Origin of the sequence: Kerstersia gyiorum (assembly GCF_048595715.1) — a bacterium.
Taxonomy (GTDB): Bacteria; Pseudomonadota; Gammaproteobacteria; order Burkholderiales; family Burkholderiaceae_B; genus Kerstersia; species Kerstersia gyiorum.
Window position 1 is genome coordinate 2,816,142 of record NZ_CP169556.1, and the last position, 20,871, is coordinate 2,837,012.

Consider the following 20,871-nt stretch of genomic DNA (forward strand, 5'->3'; position numbering starts at 1 on the left):
ACGGTGATTCATCAGACCCGGTTGATCACACCATTCCAACCGCACTAGGCCAAGACCCGCATGCGGTAATTCTCAAAGTTTCTGAATCCATACGCCCTGCGTGAGAACATTTCCTTCAGGCGCATCATCACCAGAAATCCATTAAGTTGTTGCTTGGCAAAATACAGCGCCTGCAATACGGGCGACCGGGCTAGGTACTGGCGCAGCTTCTCTTTCTGCAACGCCGACAGCTTCCAGTGATCCCCGCATGCGCGGGGAACACCAGGCCAAGCCGTTGCAAGCCAATTCCGGCGCCGGTTCATCCCCGCATGCGCGGGGAACACAGCGTTCACATTCACCCGGACGCGCGGATGGACGGTTCATCCCCGCATGCGCGGGGAACACTCATGAGCAACCATCAGCCCGCGCTCGATCAGCGGTTCATCCCCGCATGCGCGGGGAACACGCATAGCAGCCTCCGATCAGCAGTCCGTCGCGCCGGTTCATCCCCGCATGCGCGGGGAACACCTCATCCTGGACAGCTCCAGAATATCCAGTTTCGGTTCATCCCCGCATGCGCGGGGAACACTTCAGCCTGGGCGCGGGGCGGGTGGGCGTAGAGCGGTTCATCCCCGCATGCGCGGGGAACACAGTCCATCCCCAATCGCCCATGTTCCAAGCCGCGGTTCATCCCCGCATGCGCGGGGAACACTTATTGTGTGCGCCCCGATTGTGCCATTCGACCGGTTCATCCCCGCATGCGCGGGGAACACATTGCAATTGATGGGTGCAGCCGCGATGATTTACGGTTCATCCCCGCATGCGCGGGGAACACTTCTGGCCTATGGTTTCTCCCGTCCACCACCAGCCGGTTCATCCCCGCATGCGCGGGGAACACGCAATCTTTACAGCCTCTATGTAACGCTGTCGCGGTTCATCCCCGCATGCGCGGGGAACACAAAGGAAACAGATGGACATCCCGAGTCCCTATCGGTTCATCCCCGCATGCGCGGGGAACACGTAAAGCGGCAGGCGAACCAGATCGAGATAGTCGGTTCATCCCCGCATGCGCGGGGAACACTGAATCCAACAACCATTTCCGCGACGTTCTGCCGGTTCATCCCCGCATGCGCGGGGAACACTGAACCACATGGCGGTTTCCTTTTCGGTAAGCCGGTTCATCCCCGCATGCGCGGGGAACACCCGAGATGACGACAGCCGCCGAATTGTTCGGCCGGTTCATCCCCGCATGCGCGGGGAACACTGCGGCAAAGGGGGAATGATGGACTGGATTTTCGGTTCATCCCCGCATGCGCGGGGAACACCCAACAAAATAGCTGCGCTGGCGCTAAGTTGGCGGTTCATCCCCGCATGCGCGGGGAACACTACTCGGCTACAAGAAGCTGATCGAGGGCAGGCGGTTCATCCCCGCATGCGCGGGGAACACCCGCCAAGCGCCGCAACCAGATCACCAAGCAACGGTTCATCCCCGCATGCGCGGGGAACACTCATCCACTGGTTCTCAGCCATTACCGTTCTCCGGTTCATCCCCGCATGCGCGGGGAACACGATATTTGCCCCAGCGCACGCCCCCGGATAGCCGGTTCATCCCCGCATGCGCGGGGAACACGCGAAGCGCTCCGGCCTGGGGTGGGGCCCAGGCGGTTCATCCCCGCATGCGCGGGGAACACACGGACTATTATTCAATTGAACCCGCCAGGGTCACGGTTCATCCCTGCATGCGCGGGGAACACGAATCTAAATCTTATCCGATTGGAGCCAGCCACGGTTCATCCCCGCATGCGCGGGGAACACGGACGCAAAAGAAGTCATCAAAAAATATTGGCCGGTTCATCCCCGCATGCGCGGGGAACACGGGACTATTATTCAACTAAACCCGCCAGGGGCAGGTTCATCCCCGCATGCGCGGGGAACACATCTAATTCTTTTGTGACATACCACATGCCCGCGGTTCATCCCCGCATGCGCGGGGAACACGAACAATAGTGAATTCGTCTCGCTTAATGTTCCGGTTCATCCCCGCATGCGCGGGGAACACGTGGCCCAGCATGTCAATCATGTATGCCATGCCGGTTCATCCCCGCATGCGCGGGGAACACGTTTCAGCGCTGGGCGGCCCGGCGTCTATTTTCGGTTCATCCCCGCATGCGCGGGGAACACTACGTATTTCTCCCCGCCATGCATAATGCGAACGGTTCATCCCCGCATGCGCGGGGAACACAAATGCGCTGGCTGCTGCCGGACAGGTTGGCGCGGTTCATCCCCGCATGCGCGGGGAACACTGGAACCTGGCACAAATCGTCAATTACCGCGACGGTTCATCCCCGCATGCGCGGGGAACACGAAATTACAGACGAAAAGAATAGGGGCTATGTCGGTTCATCCCCGCATGCGCGGGGAACACCCATATCGACTAATCCAATCCGTTCGCCCTGCCGGTTCATCCCCGCATGCGCGGGGAACACGCGAAGCAGCGTGAGAAGACGCCGGCACTGATCCGGTTCATCCCCGCATGCGCGGGGAACACATGCCGAGATTGGTCAGCGATTTGCTGGCTTGCGGTTCATCCCCGCATGCGCGGGGAACACGAAACGGTAGCGCGGCTTCCCGCGTGAGGTTTCGGTTCATCCCCGCATGCGCGGGGAACACATAAGTATTGCCGATCTGGATGGATTGTGCGCGGTTCATCCCCGCATGCGCGGGGAACACCAAGCCGTCGATCAGTTTCTGGACAGGACTGTCGGTTCATCCCCGCATGCGCGGGGAACACTGCACAGGGGAGAAAACAGTCGCTAGGATTGTCGGTTCATCCCCGCATGCGCGGGGAACACGTGAGATAGTCAACCAGTTTCGATTCGGCCAGCGGTTCATCCCCGCATGCGCGGGGAACACCTGAATGCCTCCGGTCGCGCATCCTGCGTTTTCGGTTCATCCCCGCATGCGCGGGGAACACGCAATGAGGTCGTCGGCGTTCATTTGGTTCGAGGTTCATCCCCGCATGCGCGGGGAACACGCAATGAGGTCGTCGGCGTTCATTTGGTTCGACGGTTCATCCCCGCATGCGCGGGGAACACGGTGATTCATCAGCCAGCGCTGCGCCAATGTACGGTTCATCCCCGCATGCGCGGGGAACACTGCCCACTTCCAGGCGTCAAGATACAGCGCGGCGGTTCATCCCCGCATGCGCGGGGAACACAAGTCCCGAAGGACAAGCACCGACTCATGCTGCGGTTCATCCCCGCATGCGCGGGGAACACGGGTATGAGACGGTTAGGGGGTTGAGTGAGTACGGTTCATCCCCGCATGCGCGGGGAACACAGCCACGCTCCTGGCCGGACTGCGGCGGTAATACGGTTCATCCCCGCATGCGCGGGGAACACGTCGCATCGCCATTATTTTTGGCAATTTTGGCCGGTTCATCCCCGCATGCGCGGGGAACACGCTGAAATTCCCGGATTCGGTGAATACGTAAGCGGTTCATCCCCGCATGCGCGGGGAACACCACCCGCGAGCATGACGGCAGGACGTATCTGACGGTTCATCCCCGCATGCGCGGGGAACACGTCCTGGTGCTGGCCCGTTCTAGGGGTCCACCGGTTCATCCCCGCATGCGCGGGGAACACTAGACTTAGCCGGGTCGCCGTCCGGCAGCTGACGGTTCATCCCCGCATGCGCGGGGAACACCTTCGGGGTGATGGTGTCGCGCAGGTTTGTTGCGGTTCATCCCCGCATGCGCGGGGAACACCGCAGCGTGAGTGTGAGAACGAAAAGAATCAGCGGTTCATCCCCGCATGCGCGGGGAACACGACACATAGGGCGTGTTATACGGACCGATCACCGGTTCATCCCCGCATGCGCGGGGAACACGGGTGTCGATGATGGCACTCCGCTTGAGCAGACGGTTCATCCCCGCATGCGCGGGGAACACTTCAGGCGGTCAATAGACCACCGGCCATCGGCCGGTTCATCCCCGCATGCGCGGGGAACACGGTGACTAGGCCGACGAGATGCTGTGGGAGCGCGGTTCATCCCCGCATGCGCGGGGAACACATCTCGCGCAGGTTGTCGATGTGTTTGAGGGGCGGTTCATCCCCGCATGCGCGGGGAACACAAGCCGCAGACGGCAGCAAACGTCATTAGCGGCGGTTCATCCCCGCATGCGCGGGGAACACGGCCATGAATTATCGCTAGTGTTTCGTGGTGTCGGTTCATCCCCGCATGCGCGGGGAACACGGTGGTGAGATACTTCGCGTGGATGGCGTAGACGGTTCATCCCCGCATGCGCGGGGAACACAGGACAGGAGCCACGCCGGTCAGGGAGAGGGTCGGTTCATCCCCGCATGCGCGGGGAACACACCAAATATAAGCCATTGATCCATAAAGACAAATATGGCAATAGAAAAACTACCGAATTTTGTTAAAGATCAGATTCCATCTGTGGATCAAACGCCACCAACCTCAAACCGTCATAGTCAATCGGTCTGCGACGATTAGCGCCTAGCGTCTGGAAGTCGAAACCTGACTCGGTTGGACTCGCCCACGCCATTACCACGCTGCCATCTTCATACCCAGCCTCCAACTGTTGCCAGAGCATCTCCCTTACCCGCTTGGAAACATCACCAACATAAACGCCAGCGCGCACTTCCAATAACCAGATGGCCAGCCGCCCGCGCAAACGGGGAGGAATGTTCTCAGTGACGACAACCAAAAATGACATTACCGGCTCCGATGCCCTGCATCACCCAGGCCATCGGGATTGGGAATGGCCGGAGGGACGGATTCAGGCGGCGCTTCGGGCGGGGAGATGCCACCTGAGGCCAGCACTTCCTCAATTAATGGAATGATACGGCCCAGCAGCTTTTCCGAACGAAACAGATCACGGCAAGCCATGCGGACTTCACGTTCCGGAGCAATCGGTGACTTGGAGGCAATACGAAAAGCCAATGGCACCACTGTTTCGAATTTGTACAAATCTGCAATATCGTACACGAAGGAAAGTGGCTTGCCGGTATGAATGAATCCCACCGCCGGCGCGTAACCTGCTGCCAGGACCGCAGCTTCGGTGATGCCATACAGACACGCGGTCGCAGCCGACAAGCAACGGTTTGGGATGTCGGCCGCATCCCATTGGTTGCGATCGTAATTACGTGCCTGCCAATTCACCTTGTACTGCTGTGCCAACAGTTTGTAGGTAGCCCTAACCCGAGCACCTTCAATTCCACGCAGTTGCTCCACACTACGCCGCGCCGGCGCTGGCTCACCGAAACGTACTTCGTACATTTTACGCACGACCTTCAAACGAAGGTCATCATCCAAGGCAAGCCTTGCCTGGTACAACAACCGGTCTGCACGAGCACCACCGGGCTGGCCGCTGGAATACAAGCGTACGCCGGCTTCCCCTACCCAGACCAGCAACGTACCAACGGTCGCCGCCAGGTTGACTGCCGCATGGGAAACCCGCGTGCCCGGCTCCAACATGATGCAGGCTACCGAACCAACGGGAATGTGCGTGCGCACGCCATTCTTGTCGATGACAACAAACGCGCCATCAATGACATCTATTTGCCCGTACTGGATGAAGATCATTGACACGCGGTCCTTCATCGGTAGCGGCTTGAGTGGAGGAAGCATGCTTCAGACCCGCGCCAAGCTCAACAGGCCACAACCGAATGCCTTGCCCGGGCCGATACCAGCCTGAACAGCAGCAGTCAACGCTGTGACATCAAATGCCTGCAGAATTCCCTCGAACAAGGCTCGCTGTAATTGAATCTTCGTCTTTCCTTTACGAATGACGAGCAGATCACTGGCAGCAACCAATGCCATTTCAACGTGGAAACCCAGCCGCTCCCCCTGACGGGACAGCCAAGCCAGTTGTGCGTCTTCCGACGCCAAGCCAAAGCGCTTGCCTTCGCGGCTCACTGTGGGGTTTGCCAACAACCGGAAACGGTATCGACTGTCGCGACGGAGCAGGCTTTCGAGCGCCACGGACTTGATTTCCGGCGATTTTTTCAAATAGCCGTGTATGGCGTCCAAATAGGCCCAGTCCCCAGAATCACTAGACTGCACAATCAACTGTGGATCCCGCCAAGCCGCCGACGTTTCCAGTCGCCAGAGAAAGCGCGGCGGTGGTAGAGAGACGTCATCCGCGAAAGCTCGCACAAGGGTACGGTGCATGTCATAAGGATCGGCCAGGTCGCGCCGCGCTTGCGGTGCGAGCGGGTCAAGCCATAACCGGGTCAGATGCACGCTCGCCTCCTGCTGGTAATACAAGGGTTTTCACAAAACGCGGACCGAAACGTCGTTCGGCAAAAGGAGCCACCGGCTGATCAAGCCGGATTGCCCCTTCGGAAGCATCTTCCAACACGAACCGCCGCGCCTCTTTTCCATCACCCACCAAGGCCTGCCATTGAAACAGTGCTTGCGCCAAGCTGACATCAAGCAGGGCCTCAGGCAAATGCACCGGCATCGACGGTACGAAACTTTTACGCCCCAGCGCCAGCGGCCAGACAGGTTGGCGCAGTGCTTCGTAGATACTTTCCAGCAAGGTGCGATCACCCTCCAGCCCTACCAGGAATACTGCATCGGACAGATAAAAGCGGGGGCTGACCACAGTACGATCCTTTTCCACCTTGCCCGTTGCGTTGATGACGCCAGTCGCGGTCTGGTAATCCCGCATCGGCACTCCTTCACGATCCACGCGCACACCCATACGCAACGTGGCCAGATCCTCCACCGGCTCACTACGGTCACGCCCCAATGCTGCGCAAACCAGGCCGATCACGCCGGACTTAGACGGTTCCAGTTGCGTATCACGTTCGTCGAAACGGCTGGTGGTACCCCACGATTGCATAGGTCCTTGCAGACGCAATAGCAAGGTAGCCACTTTCATTCCCCCAAACTGGCAGCAACCAGTTCCCGCAAACGACGCGCCAATTCAACCAGGGACATCTGCGCTTCGCCCTTGTCCTGTGGCCAACGGCCGGTAAGATCAAGGTACAACCACTGATCCTGCTGCGTGGCGTAAACGGAAGCGAGCTTGTCTTCATAATTGGCCAGCGCAGCGACCGACTGCGCAGTGAGGGAAACGTCGGATCTGGGTTTGACCGGCAGCTCGAAGGCATTGGCCAGGTTCAGCGGCGTGGCGTGGCGCAAGGAAACACCGATGAACTCGGGCGGGTTGTGCGCCGCAAAGCTGTTTTGTTTGCCACTGGGAATGGCACGTGCCAGCGCCTGCGTGAAGGCCTCGATTGCCGCCAGTGTCAGCTCACGGTCACCCTGCAAGTTCTCCAGCAGTTTTTTCACGTCCAGCACGGCATAGCGGTAAAAAGTGGCCGAGTTGAATTCCACCAAGCCAATCATGCCTGCCCCGGTTTCATCCTCGCCACCCTTGTCATCTACGGCAGTGAAATAGTCGAACTCACGTTCGACACGATGAGTGCTGATGGCATGAGCCACCTGGCAGGCTGCATCTTGGTTGACCGCCGGCAGGTCGGCCAACATACGACCGAACAAGGCCACATCCACGGCCTTGCCTCCATCCAACAAGGCTTTGGCCTTCTTGACGATCTCAGGCGGAATGCCGGCCTTGGCGTCTTTCTTGCTCTTTTTCTCGCTGCCCACGGCCAGTTCATCCCAGTACTGGTCAATCAATGCCGCAAACGCCGCCACTTCGTTCTGGCCCAGGAACAACAGATATTCGGTCTTGCCATTATCCTTGAGTTTCAAGCCAGCCGCCCCCAAGGCAACTTCGATCTTGCCTGCGGCTTCATTGACATCTCGCTCGGCCAACTGTTCGAGCAACAAGCTCCTCAGCTTCTTGGTTCGGATCCCGCGATACGCCTCTGGCACCAGATCATGCTCGGCTGCCGCAAGGCGGGTGGCCCGCTTGAAACACTGGCTGCTCACCCGCGCCCGGCGCTGGCCACCGAAGATGGCATCTTTCGGCGCGCCGGTGTCGTCGCGGTTGAGATTGGACGGGGCAAAATTCTGGATCAAGTGAAATTCGATGAACGTGCTCATGAGGGCTTTCCATTTACGAGGCGATATCAGATTCGGTGTTGAATTCGGCGGCGCGGTAGAAATCACGTGCCCAGTGTTGGCGCAAACGATCCCGGTCTGCATGCGGGTTCATCCAGACGGCAAGATCGTCCAGCAAGCGGACATAGTCCAGACCTATATCATCAGCCGCCAGCAAGCTGATGGCCTGGCGCAAGTAATCGAGGATGTTGTCGGCATCGGCTTCGAGCAGGGCAATGAAGCGCTTTTCGATACTCGGACTCTCACGCTTACGCAGCAATTCGCCAAAGGCGGCAGCAAAACTGCGGTTCTGCTGTTCGGGATGCCGTGCAAACAACCCAGCTACGGCATACAGAGCCAGCCGCCAAACATTCCTGGCCGAACGCTCAGCCCCAACAAATCGTTCCACATAGGGAAATGCCCTCGGATAAGCGCCAGGCTCAAAAGTCAGGCTATGCCGCAGCACCGCTATGGCGCCGGCATCGCGTTCGCGCAAGGCCTTGAGGTTTTCGATGAATCTTTCCGCGTGTTCGCTCACGTCAAGCCTCCTTGGCAGTCGCGGGTGGTTCAATAACCGGCACATGCTTGTTGAGCAGGCCGTGGAAACGGGGCAGGCATCTGGCATCGGCCCGCAGGGCGCGGGACGAGCGGCCCAGGCCAATAGAGACCTGTTCCCAGGCTACCAGGGCACTGCTGCGCAGGATGGCATGCCAGCGCTCGGTCGCCTGCTCGAAATCACCTTCGCCCAGCAAGCCCAGCAATTCTGGCAAAGTGCGCTCGGCCGTGGCGTAGTAGCGGGTAGTGAAGGGACTGGCATCAAGTATGCTGCGTGCCCGGGTGTAAGTGTCCTTGCTGCCTGCATCTGGAAGTGTCTCGGCCAGCATGCGCACAGCCAGCTTGCGCAGGTCACTGAACAGGTCTTCAGCCTTTTCCACCAGTTCGCGCAGATAACGGGCTTTGTCCGCATCTTCCAGCAAGGCTACGGGCAACACAATGCTTTCCGAACGCCAACGTAGCAACTTGGCCTGGTCGCTGGCCAACCCAGCGATCAGCAAGGGCTGATATGACGATTCAAAAGGGTCGAGCTGGTCATGCAAGGCAAGCGCATAGCTCAGCACCGCCGCAGGCTGACTGGTCCCGGAAGGGTTTGGCACCAACGCCGGCAAATCTCGCCATAAAGCCCGCCCAGCAACAAAGCTCAGTCTCACCGGGCCGTTGCTTCCTACACGAAAGCTGGCCATAGAGTCAGGAGAATTGGCATCCTCCTCCAGAGCGAAACCCGCAGCAAAATGCAACCACAGGATCGAACCATCCGTTTCTCGCAATAGCAATACAGCACGGCTCTGGCGAGTGTAACGGTCATTCGGACCTGTCGCCAGAACCGGCGCAGCGCGCAGTTGTGACACGGCCAAAGGTTCACGCTCCCAGGCAGGAGCGTCATCACTGCCACGCCAGGGATGAAGACACAACACCAACGTTTGCGTCAGGTTGATTCCGACAGGAAGAACCGCAGCGGTGTTAGCGAGCGCGCCGGCTTTGTCTGAGTCACGTAAGGTTTTGACCAAGCCGCCAGGCGTGAATTGTAAAAAACCCAGTAAATTACCGATCACGCTACTTGGTGAAATAGCCGTCGGTATAGCGTCACAAGCGTGGTCAAAAACCACTGGGGTGTTGCCATTGGCACTGGCTAGCGCGATCTGTGTCCATGGCTTTTTCTTGTCCTTCGTCTCCTCCGCCTCAGCCAAGGCCGCCACCTGCATGAAGGGATATTCAGGATGAAACAGCCAGAAGCGTTCGCGCCAGTGTTCCAGATACTCGATGATAGCTTCGACGGGCAGCCCCTCGCGGTACCATCGGGCACGATCCCTGTCCTTCCATCCTTCCGGCAAGGCGAGGGTGAGTGCGCGATGCAGAATGGCCAGCAACAGCCGATATTGCGCCACCAGATTGGGGGGCGCAGTGTCAGCCAACGCTGTGATTTCGCCACTGCGGCGAAAAACATCCAGCAGTCCCAACGCGTCAATGCGCCCATCAGCCAAGCGCACTGGCAGCCAGGGTTCATCCAATAGATTGAAGTCCTTGTTCATCCACCACTCACGTTCGAGTCTTCGATTTCATAAACCAGCCCCAATTCCGCATCCAGGCGCAGCCGTATGCCCAGGAGATCATATCCTCCCTGCGTTAGCGGCAGCGGACGGAAATTTCGCAATAGGGGATGTTCAGCAAAAGCTACCGGCAGATCCATACCTTGAAAATGCTTGACCACGGCCATACGCGACAGGCGCAATTGGCGCCCATATAAGAACCGGGCACATGCGTCGTCAAGCTGCTGATCCGGCGAGACTACCTCCTCCAGTACACGCCAACCGCCTTCGTCTACCTCAATTGGCACCAGCGTGATGGTTTCCCGACCCAGACGGGTGCTGTTACGCAGGCCCAGCAAATCATCCTCGTCGTTGCCTCGAGGCTTGTCGATATAGGCAGACTGGGGCTCAGCCGAAGGATCAATGGCGATGTTAAGCGATTGCTGCCTTTCCTTGTTCACCTTGGCACGGTACTCGCCATAGGCCTCAATCTCGATGGCGTTCTGCACTTTTTCGCTCAGGTTTTCGGGCAATGGCTCACCACCATAGACAGCCTGTACCAAACGATCAATATCGTCGGGCAAGGTCAGTGTTTCTTCGTTCTGCAACAGCGCCCAGGTGCGCCCGAGGATGTAAGGGTCATAGACAAAACCCCAGGCCGTCGCCTTCAGATCGGGAAACGTTGGTTCCAACCCTGCTACCCACAGCCGTGCTTCACGGTGAAGCTGTGGCCTTTGACGATCCGCGTGGCGGTGCAGGCGACCCGCACGTTGCAGCAATAGATCAATCGGCGCCAGGTCGCTGAGCATGAAGTCGAAATCAAGATCAAGCGACTGTTCGGCCACCTGAGTAGCAATCAGCAAGCCCCGACCAGGACGATCACTGTTTGGCGCAGGCCCGAATTTGGACAATACGTCCTGTTCCCGCTTACTGCGCTCATCCATCGGATAACGTGCATGGAACAGTAACAGCGGGATATCCGGCTCCAGCCGCTCACGCAGCAGGCGATACAAGGTCTGGGCACGATCGACGGTATTAACAATCACTGCCCCACAGCCACCAGCAGCGAGCAAGTTTCCAGCCTGGTCGGCAAGTTCTTCCACGTCCTCTCCCAGTCTGGCCAACTGGATCGGCGGTAGTGGGCGCGCGGAAAAATGATCGCCATGCACACCATGGTCATCGACCAACAACAAGCGTGGATAAGCCAGTTCCGGCACAGCCCCGAGCTCAACGCCCCAGGCAGCCAGCAGTTCGTCCCGTCGCGCCCTAGGCAAAGTGGCACTCATCAACACCACCGAACTGCCCAAGGCCTTGAGCCATTGCAACAGCGTCACAATGAGCCCGGACGTGTAGGTGTCATAAGCGTGGACTTCGTCGAGCACCACGACGCGATTGCCCAGCCCCCACAGACGCACGAAGTGATGCTTGACGTTGAGCACCGAGAACAACGCCTGGTCGATCGTTCCCACTCCGTAGGGCGACAGCAGTGGCCGCCGACGTTGGGAAAACCATGCCGACGCCGCAAGGGCTTCGCCTTTGTCCTGGTTGATCCCGCGCAGGTGCACTGTGCGCAAGTGCTGTGCGTCCTCGTTCATCGAAGCACCACCGTGGACAAGCTGTACGTCCAACGGATTGGTGGCGAAGGCGGCAAGGAAAGTCTGCGCACGTTTGAACATCGCATTACCGGTAGCCTGAGTCGGTAGAGCGACATACAGCCCACGATGCTCATTGGCAGCCTGCAGGCGCAAGTAACAGAGAAATGCCAACTCGGTCTTGCCCTCCCCCATTGGCGCCTCGACCAGCATCAGCGATGGACCTTTCGCGCCATTCAGCAGCCGCTCGCCAGCCTGTTGCAATGGTCTGGCGCGCATGTCTTTGCGCTGTGTAATGCGCGACAGCAGGGTATCCAACGCTGCAGGTTCGTCCTGCAACTTCTGCACCTGACTCCAGCCAATTCGGCCCAATGCATCTGCAGCCAATACTTTGGCGTGCGCGTAATAGGCGTGCAAATCGTCATGCCGTTCACCCAGCGGAAACCACTCGGGATTGGAGGCAATCCAGTCGGCAGCGCTGGTTATGCCTGCCAGCCAATTCACGGCAGGCAGGCTCAGTTCGTCCTGACGTGGTCTCCCTTCCGGTGCCAGTATTTGCCAATAAGCCTGGAGGATCGCATGACGGGCTTTACCCCATTCAGCAGGTTCCCTGATGGGCCGGGCATTATTTATTTCTGCTACCTTGAAATGGAAACCATGGTGCGCGCTGATCGCCTGAAGAACATGCCGAACCCAACGCGCCTCCGTATCGGTCAACTCAAGCAACAGTTTTCCCAGCAGTGCCGCTGTCGCACACGCGTGATCCGTAACCCCGCAGGAAAATGACGGAAACGTCAATCCCTGGGATTTATCTCTTGCCACTCCGTCCGGCCATTTTTCCTGAAACCCCGGTATGCCCTTGCCGAAATCATGCAGCCCCGCGAGAACCGCAATCCAACGCTGGCAATGCTCTCGGGGCAAACCAAACACCGAAGCAACCCATGCCACAGAGCCTGCCGGCTCTTGATCCAGAATGGCTTCAGCAGTGGCCGCAACATCCAGCATATGTGCCAGCAAGCTATGCCCTCCGCCCACTCCACTTTTGGCCCATATCGTCCTGGCTACGACGGGAATGGAGGAAAACCGTAGTGGATTTTCCGAACCCGCCATATTCTATTGCTCCATACCTATGATTTACCATCATTTTGATCACTGAGGAGAACACATGTGCCCGCTATGAGAATATACGAATAGCAACAATCAGTCGATTCACATCAGTTGCCGCTCACACTCCATCCGGCAGCTTGGACAGCATTTGTTCACGCCGATTCATGTGTTTGCCATCAACGATGAACGTCCCGTCCCCCACCGCATGCAGCATGCGCCGCGTACCGGCCTTGTCATCCACATACGCCACCAAGCCTTCCAGCACAACGATGCCATGCGCGGCAACGATATCAACCACCCGGCATTCGATATTCGCCATGCACTCCTGGATCAACGCGGCTCCCACATGCCGGCCACGTACGGGTGTCAACCCGAAACGCCGGAACTTATCTACCTCGCTGCCCGAGCAGGTGCCAATGCCGATTGCGGTATCCAGCATGTCGGCCGAGGGAATCGCCAGCACGCATTCACGCTTGGCTTCGAGCGCAGCATAGGAATAGTTCCAGACTCCAGTTGCCAACGCAAAGCGCGGCACGAAATCCAGCACCATGGTCCAGGTAATGGTCATGATATTGTCCCGCTCGCCATCACACGTCGTCACCAGCACGACAGGCCCAGGTTCAATCAGCGTGAATGCCTTGGACAATTGAATTTCCTGCATGCCCCCTCCTCTTTCCCGACCTGTTGTTCTGCCAACTCGCCTCGCAGCAAAAACATGGCAGCCCGCTTTTAGCTTTTAATATGAACCAATATTCAACGGAGAATATGAAATGTCTGTCACCTCACGCAAGGCCGACCCGCTCTCCTGGGGCCATGGTGACAAGATTTTTGAAATGTTCCTGGAACCCACCTGCCCTTTTTCAGTCCGGGCGTTCAACAAGATGGATACGCTGCTGGCCCAGGCGGGCGCAGACCGGATCACGGTGAAACTCCGGCTGCAATCGCAGCCCTGGCATATGTATTCGGGTGTGATCACCCGCTGCATTCTTGCCGCCTCCCTGCTGGAAGGCGGACGCGACAACGCCAAACGCGTGCTACAGGTCGTCGGCGAACACCGTGAGGAATTCGAATTCGAAGGCCACTGCAAGGGGCCGAACATGGACGCCACGCCGCGCGACATCATCCGGCGCATCGAAGCCTACAGCGGCCTGGCGCTGGCCGAGGCTTTCGAATTCCCGGAACTGGAAACCGAAATCAAATGGCACGCCAAATATGCGCGCCAGAACGGCATTCATGTCTCGCCCACTTTCATGGTGGATGGCCTGATCCAGCCCAAACTGGGCAGCGGTGACCCGGTGGAAGATTGGGTCCAGGCGCTGCTGGGCTGAGCACAAAAAAGGATGCCGCCTCGCAGGCGGCATCTACAGCAACAGACACGCGCCGGCAGCGATGTGCCAACAGCGATCCAACGTACCCAGTATCGCAAACCGTTTTGGCGCTCAGGCGCGCTTCAGGCCGTCACGACGCTGCCCGAGCCAGGCCAGGGGCAGCAGCAGCAAAGCGACGGCACCACCGCCACCACCGGACGAGGCTTCCTGGCCTTCGGTATTTTCAGTGCCAGACTCATTACCGCCAGGATTGCCCGTGCCTTCGCCACCGGTCGGACCGCCCTCCCCTGATATCGAATAGCCACTCTCGATATACCTAAACATCGAATCAATCACCGCCGTGCGTCACAGTGTTGCGCTGCCCACTCCTCAAGGCTTGGCATATTAATTAAGAAAAATAAAATATAAAAACAGTATGCCACGCATTAATTCTCTCTGAGGTGTCTCCATTTTTTATCGCTACCCGTCTACTGCTACAGATGGGCAATAAAAAAGAATGACTTTCTTTAAGATTTGCATCCTTGACTTGAACTTTGACCCTGTCGGGATTGACGCTTTTCGACCTGCCCCAGGCCTCTCCCATGCTTACGCCAGGAAAAAATAAAAACATGTCACACAGGAAATACAGCCAGCCGGCAAGCCGTTCGTCGGTCCGGGTATCACCTTCGATCCCGGCTTTCCGCCACACGCTTATTTCCCTTGCCATCGCCGCACTGCTGGGCGGCCATACCCTGCCTTCCACGGCCTATGCGCAAGACAGTACGGTCATCCATGGCACCCTGGAACTCTCCCTGCCCGCCCAGCCACTGACCGATACTCTGACCGAGATTTCCCGCCTCAGCGGCATCCAGATATTTGCCAATGGCGCAATACTGGCCAATCTGCAGGCGCCTGCCATCAGTGGCGCCATGACCCCGCAGCAGGCCGTCAGCCGTGCGCTGGCCAACAGCGGCCTGCAGGCCATGGCCAGCGGGCCGGATGTCCTCACCATCATCAAACCCAGTGAGCAGGGCCACAATGCCGTCACCACCCTGGAAGAAGTCACGGTCATCGGCGCCAACCGCCACGATCAGGGTCACCAGAATGTCTACGACAAGGACATCACCAATATCTACCTGGACCGAGCCTATCTGGATACCTACCGCGCCACCTCGCCGGCAGACATCTTCCAGGGCGCGCCAGGGATATTCAGCGGCGAAGCCCGCAACAGCGCTGCCCTGGACCCGAACATCCGCAATATCCAGGGCCAGGGCCGCGTGCCGGTGGCCGTGGACGGCACGGAACAGGCCGTCACTGTCTATCGCGGCTATTTCGGTGCCAACAACCGCAACTACATCGACCCTGCGCTGATCAGTTCCGTCGCCATCGAAAAAGGCCCGACGCTCAGCCGTGACATGCCGCATGGCGGCATAGGCGGCGGCATTGCCATCACCACGCTGCGCGCAGACGACATCATCAAGGATGGCCAATCCTTCGGTGCCGAGCTCAAGCTGGAAACCGGCAACAACGCCACCAAGCCCCGCATCAATGACAGCATCTACAACACGGACTACCGGGATATACCTGGCGCGCACCGCAACTGGGAAACCTTCGCTTCCAGCTGGAAATGGACCAACCTGACCAGCGACGCCAAACGCAGCGGCCGCAGCGGTTTCAACATGGAAGATGCCGCCGCCCGGCTGGCGCTGGCCTGGCAGGGCGAAAAATACGAAATCCTGGCGGCCACGGCCGTGCGCCGGCGCGGCAACTACTACTCGGGCACCAAGGGCGCGGACAAATATATGGATGCCGCCCCGAACACCAGCACCTCGCTGAACCCCTGGCGCAGCCCCTTCGCCCCCTTCATTGCGCGCGTGGCGCTGCCGGGCACCGAGGTCATGAACACCTCGATGGACACCACCTCTTTCCTGCTGAAAGCCAATCTGCTGATGCCGCAGGAACAGCGTCTGGGCCTCAGCTATCGCAAGACCATCATCGAAAACGGCGAAATCATGCCCTCGCGCCTGAACTGGGCACAGCTGGAAAAAGACGGCGGCCTGCCGCAATGGCCGCTGGCGGAAGTGGACCAGCAGGCCTTCAGCCTGGACTACGCCTGGAACCCCGACAACAACCGCTGGATAGACCTGAAAGCCCAGGTTTGGGCGACACGCACCAAATCGGATACGAACAGTTCTGGCGGCTACGCGGTGGAGCCCTATGAACAGGATGATGCCTGGAATGCCTATCAACGCTCCAAGGAATATCACGAAAGCAATACCGGTACGCCTTACACCGGCACACCCGTTCTACCCAACCCGAACATAGATGGCCGCCTCGTCAATAAGTCAAAGATGCGCTCCACCGAGAACCGCATCGGTATCCGCCTGGACAACAACATCAACCTGCGCGACAACCTCAGCCTGCTGCTGAGCGCCGATTTCCAGCATGAACGGCTCAAGCCCGACCCCCACTACAACTACTACACCCATGGCGGTGAATTCGAGGCCCGCCCGCGCGACGGCAAACGCCGTGAATCCAAGTTCGGTTTCAACTTCAGCTGGCAGCCGCTGTCCTGGCTGGACGTCAATGCGGGCGCCCGGTATGTGAGCTATGCCTCTACCGATTTTGAAGTGGACGCAATGCTTGAAAACAGGGGCTGGGGGCCGTTTACTGGCTCCGACAGCAAATCCTACAGTACCGGTCTCTTTTCCTCCTGGCTGGTTCCCCTGGACAAGGAAATGGCCACCCTGAAAGCACTTTATGAAAAAGCCAAGCAGGAAGGCAACAATGCCATCGCGACTGAAGCCAGCAACAAACTCAATGCGGCGTTGCGAACCAAATATCCTGATACCGACAATACTTACGGACATCAAGGCATTCCCTACGAAGTCAAACAGGTGACAGATCCTCTGAGCGGTCAGGCAATCTGGGTCGCTCATGTCCCTATTGAATGGAAGCGCAGCACGGAAGGCTACAAATTCGAGGCCGAGGACAACCCCTTTACCAATGGCACTTATGACGCCGACAACGGTACGGTCGAATACTACGCAGATCCCTTGAACCCGGATGCCGCTCCCATTGAGGTCAAGCAGTTACAACAACAAATCAGTGCCTTCCGCCATTCCAGAAAAAGCATCAGGCTGACCAGTCCGGAAGAATTGCGCGCACTGATCGAGAAGAACAAGAAGCGCCATGCTTGGGCCCCCGTCTTTTCAATTAGCGCCCGCCTGACAGATAACAGCCGCATCTACAGCCGCTACGCCCAAAGTGTGCGTATGCCCAGCATCTTCGAAGACACTTCCGGCTTTTCCAAAGGCGCCGCAGATATTGGCGCCCCCTTCGCCAGCAGTTTCAAGCCTGAGCGCGCCACCAACATCGAAGTCGGCTATGCCCACAATCTGACGTCTTACCTGCCATCGGCACGGCATGCGGACATCCGCTTTTCCTATTACCACACCACCGTCAAGAACATCATCGACCGCATCGACGACAACCTGTTCTGGCAATTCGACAAGATGAAAACCTCGGGCCTGGAACTGCAAGGGCGCCTGGACACCGGCCGTTGGTTCTTCAATGTCGGCGGCAATTACAACCTCAGCCAGGAAGTCTGCGACAAAGGTGAAGCCCTGGCGCTGGACCCGCTCTATGGCCGTATTCCCGAATGCATAGAAGGCGGTTTCCCTACCGGTTTCCTGCGCAGCATGGTCGGGCCGCGCTACTCCATCACCACCGACCTGGGCACACGCTGGTTCAATGATGACCTGGAAATCGGCGGCCGCCTGACCTACCACAGCAGCCGCAACCAGACCCAGGAAGCCGAGTTTGCCAATATCGAAGGCGCGCGCTGGCCGGAAGTCTCAGCAGGCAACCGCCCTATCCAGTGGCACCCGGTAGCCGTCTTCGACGCCTATGTGCGCTACCGCTTCAACGATCACTACGCCATGGAAGTCGTCGGCACCAACCTGAGCGACCGCTACTACCTGGACCCGCTGACACGCACCATGATGCCCGCGCCTGGCCGCGCCGTCAGGCTCAGCGCCACGATGAAATTCTGAACGGACATGCCAATGAAAAACGCACCCAGTTTTTAAGACGCCTTGACCAAGACTCCAGGCCACACGCTACCCCATGCAGCGTTTCATCCAAACACGGAAGAAACGCTGCCGACGACAGACCTGCACCTTGCTCACGCTGGATTTTCGAATGGAACCGCACCATGACACACGCTGCCTGCTGTACCTGGCCAACGCCAGTTTCCCACACTCACTTTTAAGGTGAACAGCATGAAAAAGTCCGTTATCTTCGCTGCGGTCGTTATCCTGTCTACTACGACATGTGCATACGCACAGTCTGGTCCATATCAAGTCATAGGCGATGACTCAATCAATGGCTCTTTAGTTGGCGTAGCTAATTACACCACTCCTGGCCACGGCCTAATGGGCATACCAACAATAATGAACTTGCGCACCCATACTCTTTATGAAACGGGTACGTCAATTAGCACTACGGCACAAGGCAATTTCATTATTAAAAAAATCAGTATAGGATCTCCTTACACGACGATGGGCCGCATCGTCGATGGCGCTAAGAGCGCGCAAGGCTACTACGAGAACGAGGTTTACTTCGGCTCGTGGGTCTATGACCCGGCCATCTACCAGCCCACCACGTGGGACCGCGCCCAGTTCTACACCGGCATGCAAGGCAGCGGCGATATTTCCGCCAAAACCGGAACCGTCATGTATGACGTGCGCGGCATCAGCAACTACGTCAATGGAGCGGGCACACAAACCGATTCCTTCCTGATCGGCTCGCTGAGCGCCAACTTCACGACTTCCGTGCTGAATGGAGGCATCAGCAACGCTTCGGGCAACAAGCAAATCGCCTTTGTCAATGTCAAGATCGACAAAGCCTCGGGCTCTTATGGTACTGCGGGTGGCGGCCTTGTTATCGGCGTACAGGGCACCACCCAATACAACGGCGTGACTACCGGTCTCTTCTACGGTGATCAAGCACAAATCCTGGCAGGTTATGCCACATTTGCCGGCAATGCTGACCTGAATACAGCTTACGGTGGCGCCAGCGGCTCGGCCAAGTTCGAGTAAGCGCTAACCCACATTCCGTGGGTTAGTTCTCTACGCACAGGCCCACTTCAAGTGTGCCTGTGCCTTTGTTTTCTGTCTTACTCACGCACAGATACTGCTTTGGCCTTTCCTGCTTATCCCACCTCGTTGCGACTTGTAAGGTTCAAACACCTTCCCGTTTTGCGCCTGCTATCCGGTCTTACCCTTTTTTTCGGTATATCTCTATCGCTGGCGCATGCCCAACCCGTCAGCGCCAATATCGAAGATGACCAGCGCCTGATCTTCGACAAGGCGCGTGCGCTGACACAACAACGTGAACAGGCCATCCTTCCGGCGGCCGACACGGCCGAATCCTTCACGCTGAAACCGGAAGTCAACGGGTTAAGCCTGGAATACAACGGCCAGATCCTGCGCCTGGGTTATAGCGAACAAGACCTTGGCCGGGCGCTGTTCATCAGCATCAACCTGCAGCGCTGGGATGACGTGCGCACGCTGCAAAAATTCTATCTTGGCCTGCCCGAACACAAACCCGCCATGGCGGCATTTGTCGAGGCCGGCCTGTTGCAGGCAGAAGGCCGCTTCGCCGCAGCCAAGGAACGCTACCGTGCCGCGCTGGACCTGGACCCCGCCTTCACCCGCGCCCAGCTGGATCTGGCGCAGCTGCTGTTCCTGGACAAAGAAGACCGTGAATCACAACAGTTCTTTTCCAGCCTGCAGGCCGCGCCGCTGCCCGCCGGACTCTCACAGCGCATCACCGCTTATCTGAATGCGCTGGACCTGCGCCAGGCCTGGAACGGTTATATCTCGCTGGGTATGGTGGACAACCACAATATCAATCAAAGCAATGGCAATGAAATCTTCCAGTTAATGTCCAACCCTGGCGGCAATCCGCCCTTTCTGCTGATCGTCACCCGTCTCCCCAAGCCCATCCGCGCCCGAGGCCCCGCCTACGAATTCAGCGCCAACAAGAACTGGCAATTGCGCAGCCATCATTACCTGACGTTCCGCAGCAGTGCTTATGGCCAGCACTACAACAATTACCGGGAATATTCGGACGACCACGTTTCCGTCCATACCGGCTACGCCTACCAGAGCGCGCGCGACACGCTGGCCGGCCTGCTGGTCGGCGAGTTGCACCGCCAGGATGCCAGTACCGATTACCGCGTCTATGGCCTGCGCGGCGAATGGGGGCACAATTTCCTGCCCAGAGCCAACCTGAGCCTGCAGGCCGAACACAAGCTGCGCCGCTACACGGATCAGAACATCGCCCAGCGCATGGACGGCCGCCAGGCGTATGTCGGCCTGCAAGGCTATTACTCCTTCACCCCCAACACATTGCTATTCGGCGGCGTGGACTTTACCCGCTTCAAAACCGACAACAGCCCGACTGATAGCTACCGCCAGAAAGGCGCGCGCCTGGGCTTGTACCAGCAATTCGGCAACAGCTTCAGCACCACACTGATGGGCATGCAGCGCAACCGGCGCTTCGATGGACCGTTCCTGAGTGCAGAGCACTACGACAAGGAACGCATTTATATGGCCACGCTCAAGGCCGATGCCCTGGCGCTGGCCGGCTTCACCCCTGTCCTGAGTTTCAAGCACACCCGCCTGCGCAGCTCCATAGACTGGATGCTCGACTACCACCAGAACGAAGTCTCCCTGAAATTCGAAAAACAATTCTGAC

At 58.3% G+C, this 20,871-nt stretch carries 14 protein-coding genes and 1 CRISPR repeat array; of the genes, 4 read left to right on the plus strand and 10 right to left on the minus strand.

What is annotated here, in order from left to right; all coding sequences use genetic code 11:
- Positions 1 to 233: 233 nt before the first annotated feature.
- Positions 234 to 4,355: direct repeats of the CRISPR family, unit length 29 nt; unit sequence CGGTTCATCCCCGCATGCGCGGGGAACAC.
- A 62-nt stretch (positions 4,356 to 4,417) separates the two neighbouring features.
- From cas2e to ACEW7X_RS12360, 9 genes are all read right to left on the minus strand, one after another.
- Positions 4,418 to 4,717 carry a type I-E CRISPR-associated endoribonuclease Cas2e gene (gene cas2e, locus ACEW7X_RS12320; protein ID WP_253102530.1) on the minus strand — a complete coding sequence of 100 codons (300 nt, stop codon included), beginning with the start codon at positions 4,715 to 4,717 and terminating at the stop codon, positions 4,418 to 4,420.
- Entirely contained in the window at positions 4,717 to 5,631 is a 915-nt protein-coding gene (cas1e, locus tag ACEW7X_RS12325; RefSeq protein ID WP_264622975.1) for a type I-E CRISPR-associated endonuclease Cas1e, read from the minus strand. Before cas1e ends, cas2e begins: the two co-directional genes overlap by 1 nt.
- Positions 5,632 to 5,634: 3 nt before the next feature.
- On the minus strand, positions 5,635 to 6,246 hold the full coding sequence (cas6e, locus tag ACEW7X_RS12330; protein WP_420177271.1) for a type I-E CRISPR-associated protein Cas6/Cse3/CasE: 612 nt from the start codon (positions 6,244 to 6,246) through the stop codon (positions 5,635 to 5,637).
- Positions 6,221 to 6,883: a type I-E CRISPR-associated protein Cas5/CasD gene (gene cas5e, locus ACEW7X_RS12335; RefSeq protein ID WP_253102536.1), complete on the minus strand. Its 663-nt coding sequence runs from the start codon at positions 6,881 to 6,883 to the stop codon at positions 6,221 to 6,223. The genes cas6e and cas5e overlap by 26 nt, the downstream gene beginning before the upstream one ends.
- Positions 6,884 to 6,885: 2 nt before the next feature.
- Positions 6,886 to 8,019, minus strand: a complete 1,134-nt coding sequence (gene cas7e / locus ACEW7X_RS12340; RefSeq protein WP_253102538.1) for a type I-E CRISPR-associated protein Cas7/Cse4/CasC — start codon at positions 8,017 to 8,019, stop codon at positions 6,886 to 6,888.
- Between the two features lie 13 nt (positions 8,020 to 8,032).
- Complete coding sequence (gene casB / locus ACEW7X_RS12345) at positions 8,033 to 8,554, minus strand: type I-E CRISPR-associated protein Cse2/CasB (RefSeq protein ID WP_253596334.1); 522 nt, start codon at positions 8,552 to 8,554, stop codon at positions 8,033 to 8,035.
- Between the two features lies 1 nt (position 8,555).
- Positions 8,556 to 10,103, minus strand: a complete 1,548-nt coding sequence (gene casA / locus ACEW7X_RS12350; RefSeq protein ID WP_253102542.1) for a type I-E CRISPR-associated protein Cse1/CasA — start codon at positions 10,101 to 10,103, stop codon at positions 8,556 to 8,558.
- The gene (gene cas3, locus ACEW7X_RS12355) at positions 10,100 to 12,709 is read right to left on the minus strand and encodes a CRISPR-associated helicase Cas3' (protein ID WP_253596342.1); all 2,610 of its coding nucleotides are present in this window, start codon (positions 12,707 to 12,709) and stop codon (positions 10,100 to 10,102) included. Before cas3 ends, casA begins: the two co-directional genes overlap by 4 nt.
- A 208-nt stretch (positions 12,710 to 12,917) precedes the next feature.
- Positions 12,918 to 13,460 (minus strand): flavin reductase, encoded by a 543-nt coding sequence (locus ACEW7X_RS12360; protein ID WP_253102546.1) that lies wholly within the window; start codon positions 13,458 to 13,460, stop codon positions 12,918 to 12,920.
- Positions 13,461 to 13,569: 109 nt separating this feature from the next.
- On the opposite strand from ACEW7X_RS12360, the gene ACEW7X_RS12365 reads away from it, so the two are divergent.
- Entirely contained in the window at positions 13,570 to 14,127 is a 558-nt protein-coding gene (locus tag ACEW7X_RS12365) for a DsbA family protein (RefSeq protein ID WP_253596349.1), read from the plus strand.
- 111 nt (positions 14,128 to 14,238) lie between these two features.
- Here ACEW7X_RS12365 and ACEW7X_RS12370 read toward each other — a convergent pair whose 3' ends face one another.
- Positions 14,239 to 14,451, minus strand: a complete 213-nt coding sequence (locus ACEW7X_RS12370; protein ID WP_257740342.1) for a hypothetical protein — start codon at positions 14,449 to 14,451, stop codon at positions 14,239 to 14,241.
- A 284-nt stretch (positions 14,452 to 14,735) separates the two neighbouring features.
- On the opposite strand from ACEW7X_RS12370, the gene ACEW7X_RS12375 reads away from it, so the two are divergent.
- The 3 genes from ACEW7X_RS12375 (at position 14,736) to ACEW7X_RS12385 (ending at position 20,870) form a co-directional block, all read left to right on the plus strand.
- Positions 14,736 to 18,161, plus strand: coding sequence for a TonB-dependent receptor (locus tag ACEW7X_RS12375; protein ID WP_257740340.1), 3,426 nt, complete (start codon positions 14,736 to 14,738; stop codon positions 18,159 to 18,161).
- Positions 18,162 to 18,389: 228 nt separating this feature from the next.
- Positions 18,390 to 19,208 (plus strand): hypothetical protein, encoded by an 819-nt coding sequence (locus ACEW7X_RS12380; protein WP_257740338.1) that lies wholly within the window; start codon positions 18,390 to 18,392, stop codon positions 19,206 to 19,208.
- A gap of 159 nt (positions 19,209 to 19,367) precedes the next feature.
- Positions 19,368 to 20,870, plus strand: a complete 1,503-nt coding sequence (locus ACEW7X_RS12385; protein ID WP_068366335.1) for a porin family protein — start codon at positions 19,368 to 19,370, stop codon at positions 20,868 to 20,870.
- Position 20,871: the final 1 nt, after the last annotated feature.

Coding starts and splice junctions, on each gene's coding strand:
- cas2e (WP_253102530.1), bottom strand. CDS start 4,717: ATGTCATTTTTGGTTGTCGTCACTGAGAACATTCCTCCCCGTTTGCGC.
- cas1e (WP_264622975.1), bottom strand. CDS start 5,631: ATGCTTCCTCCACTCAAGCCGCTACCGATGAAGGACCGCGTGTCAATG.
- cas7e (WP_253102538.1), bottom strand. CDS start 8,019: ATGAGCACGTTCATCGAATTTCACTTGATCCAGAATTTTGCCCCGTCC.
- casA (WP_253102542.1), bottom strand. CDS start 10,103: ATGAACAAGGACTTCAATCTATTGGATGAACCCTGGCTGCCAGTGCGC.
- ACEW7X_RS12360 (WP_253102546.1), bottom strand. CDS start 13,460: ATGCAGGAAATTCAATTGTCCAAGGCATTCACGCTGATTGAACCTGGG.
- ACEW7X_RS12365 (WP_253596349.1), top strand. CDS start 13,570: ATGTCTGTCACCTCACGCAAGGCCGACCCGCTCTCCTGGGGCCATGGT.
- ACEW7X_RS12370 (WP_257740342.1), bottom strand. CDS start 14,451: ATGTTTAGGTATATCGAGAGTGGCTATTCGATATCAGGGGAGGGCGGT.
- ACEW7X_RS12375 (WP_257740340.1), top strand. CDS start 14,736: ATGTCACACAGGAAATACAGCCAGCCGGCAAGCCGTTCGTCGGTCCGG.
- ACEW7X_RS12380 (WP_257740338.1), top strand. CDS start 18,390: ATGAAAAAGTCCGTTATCTTCGCTGCGGTCGTTATCCTGTCTACTACG.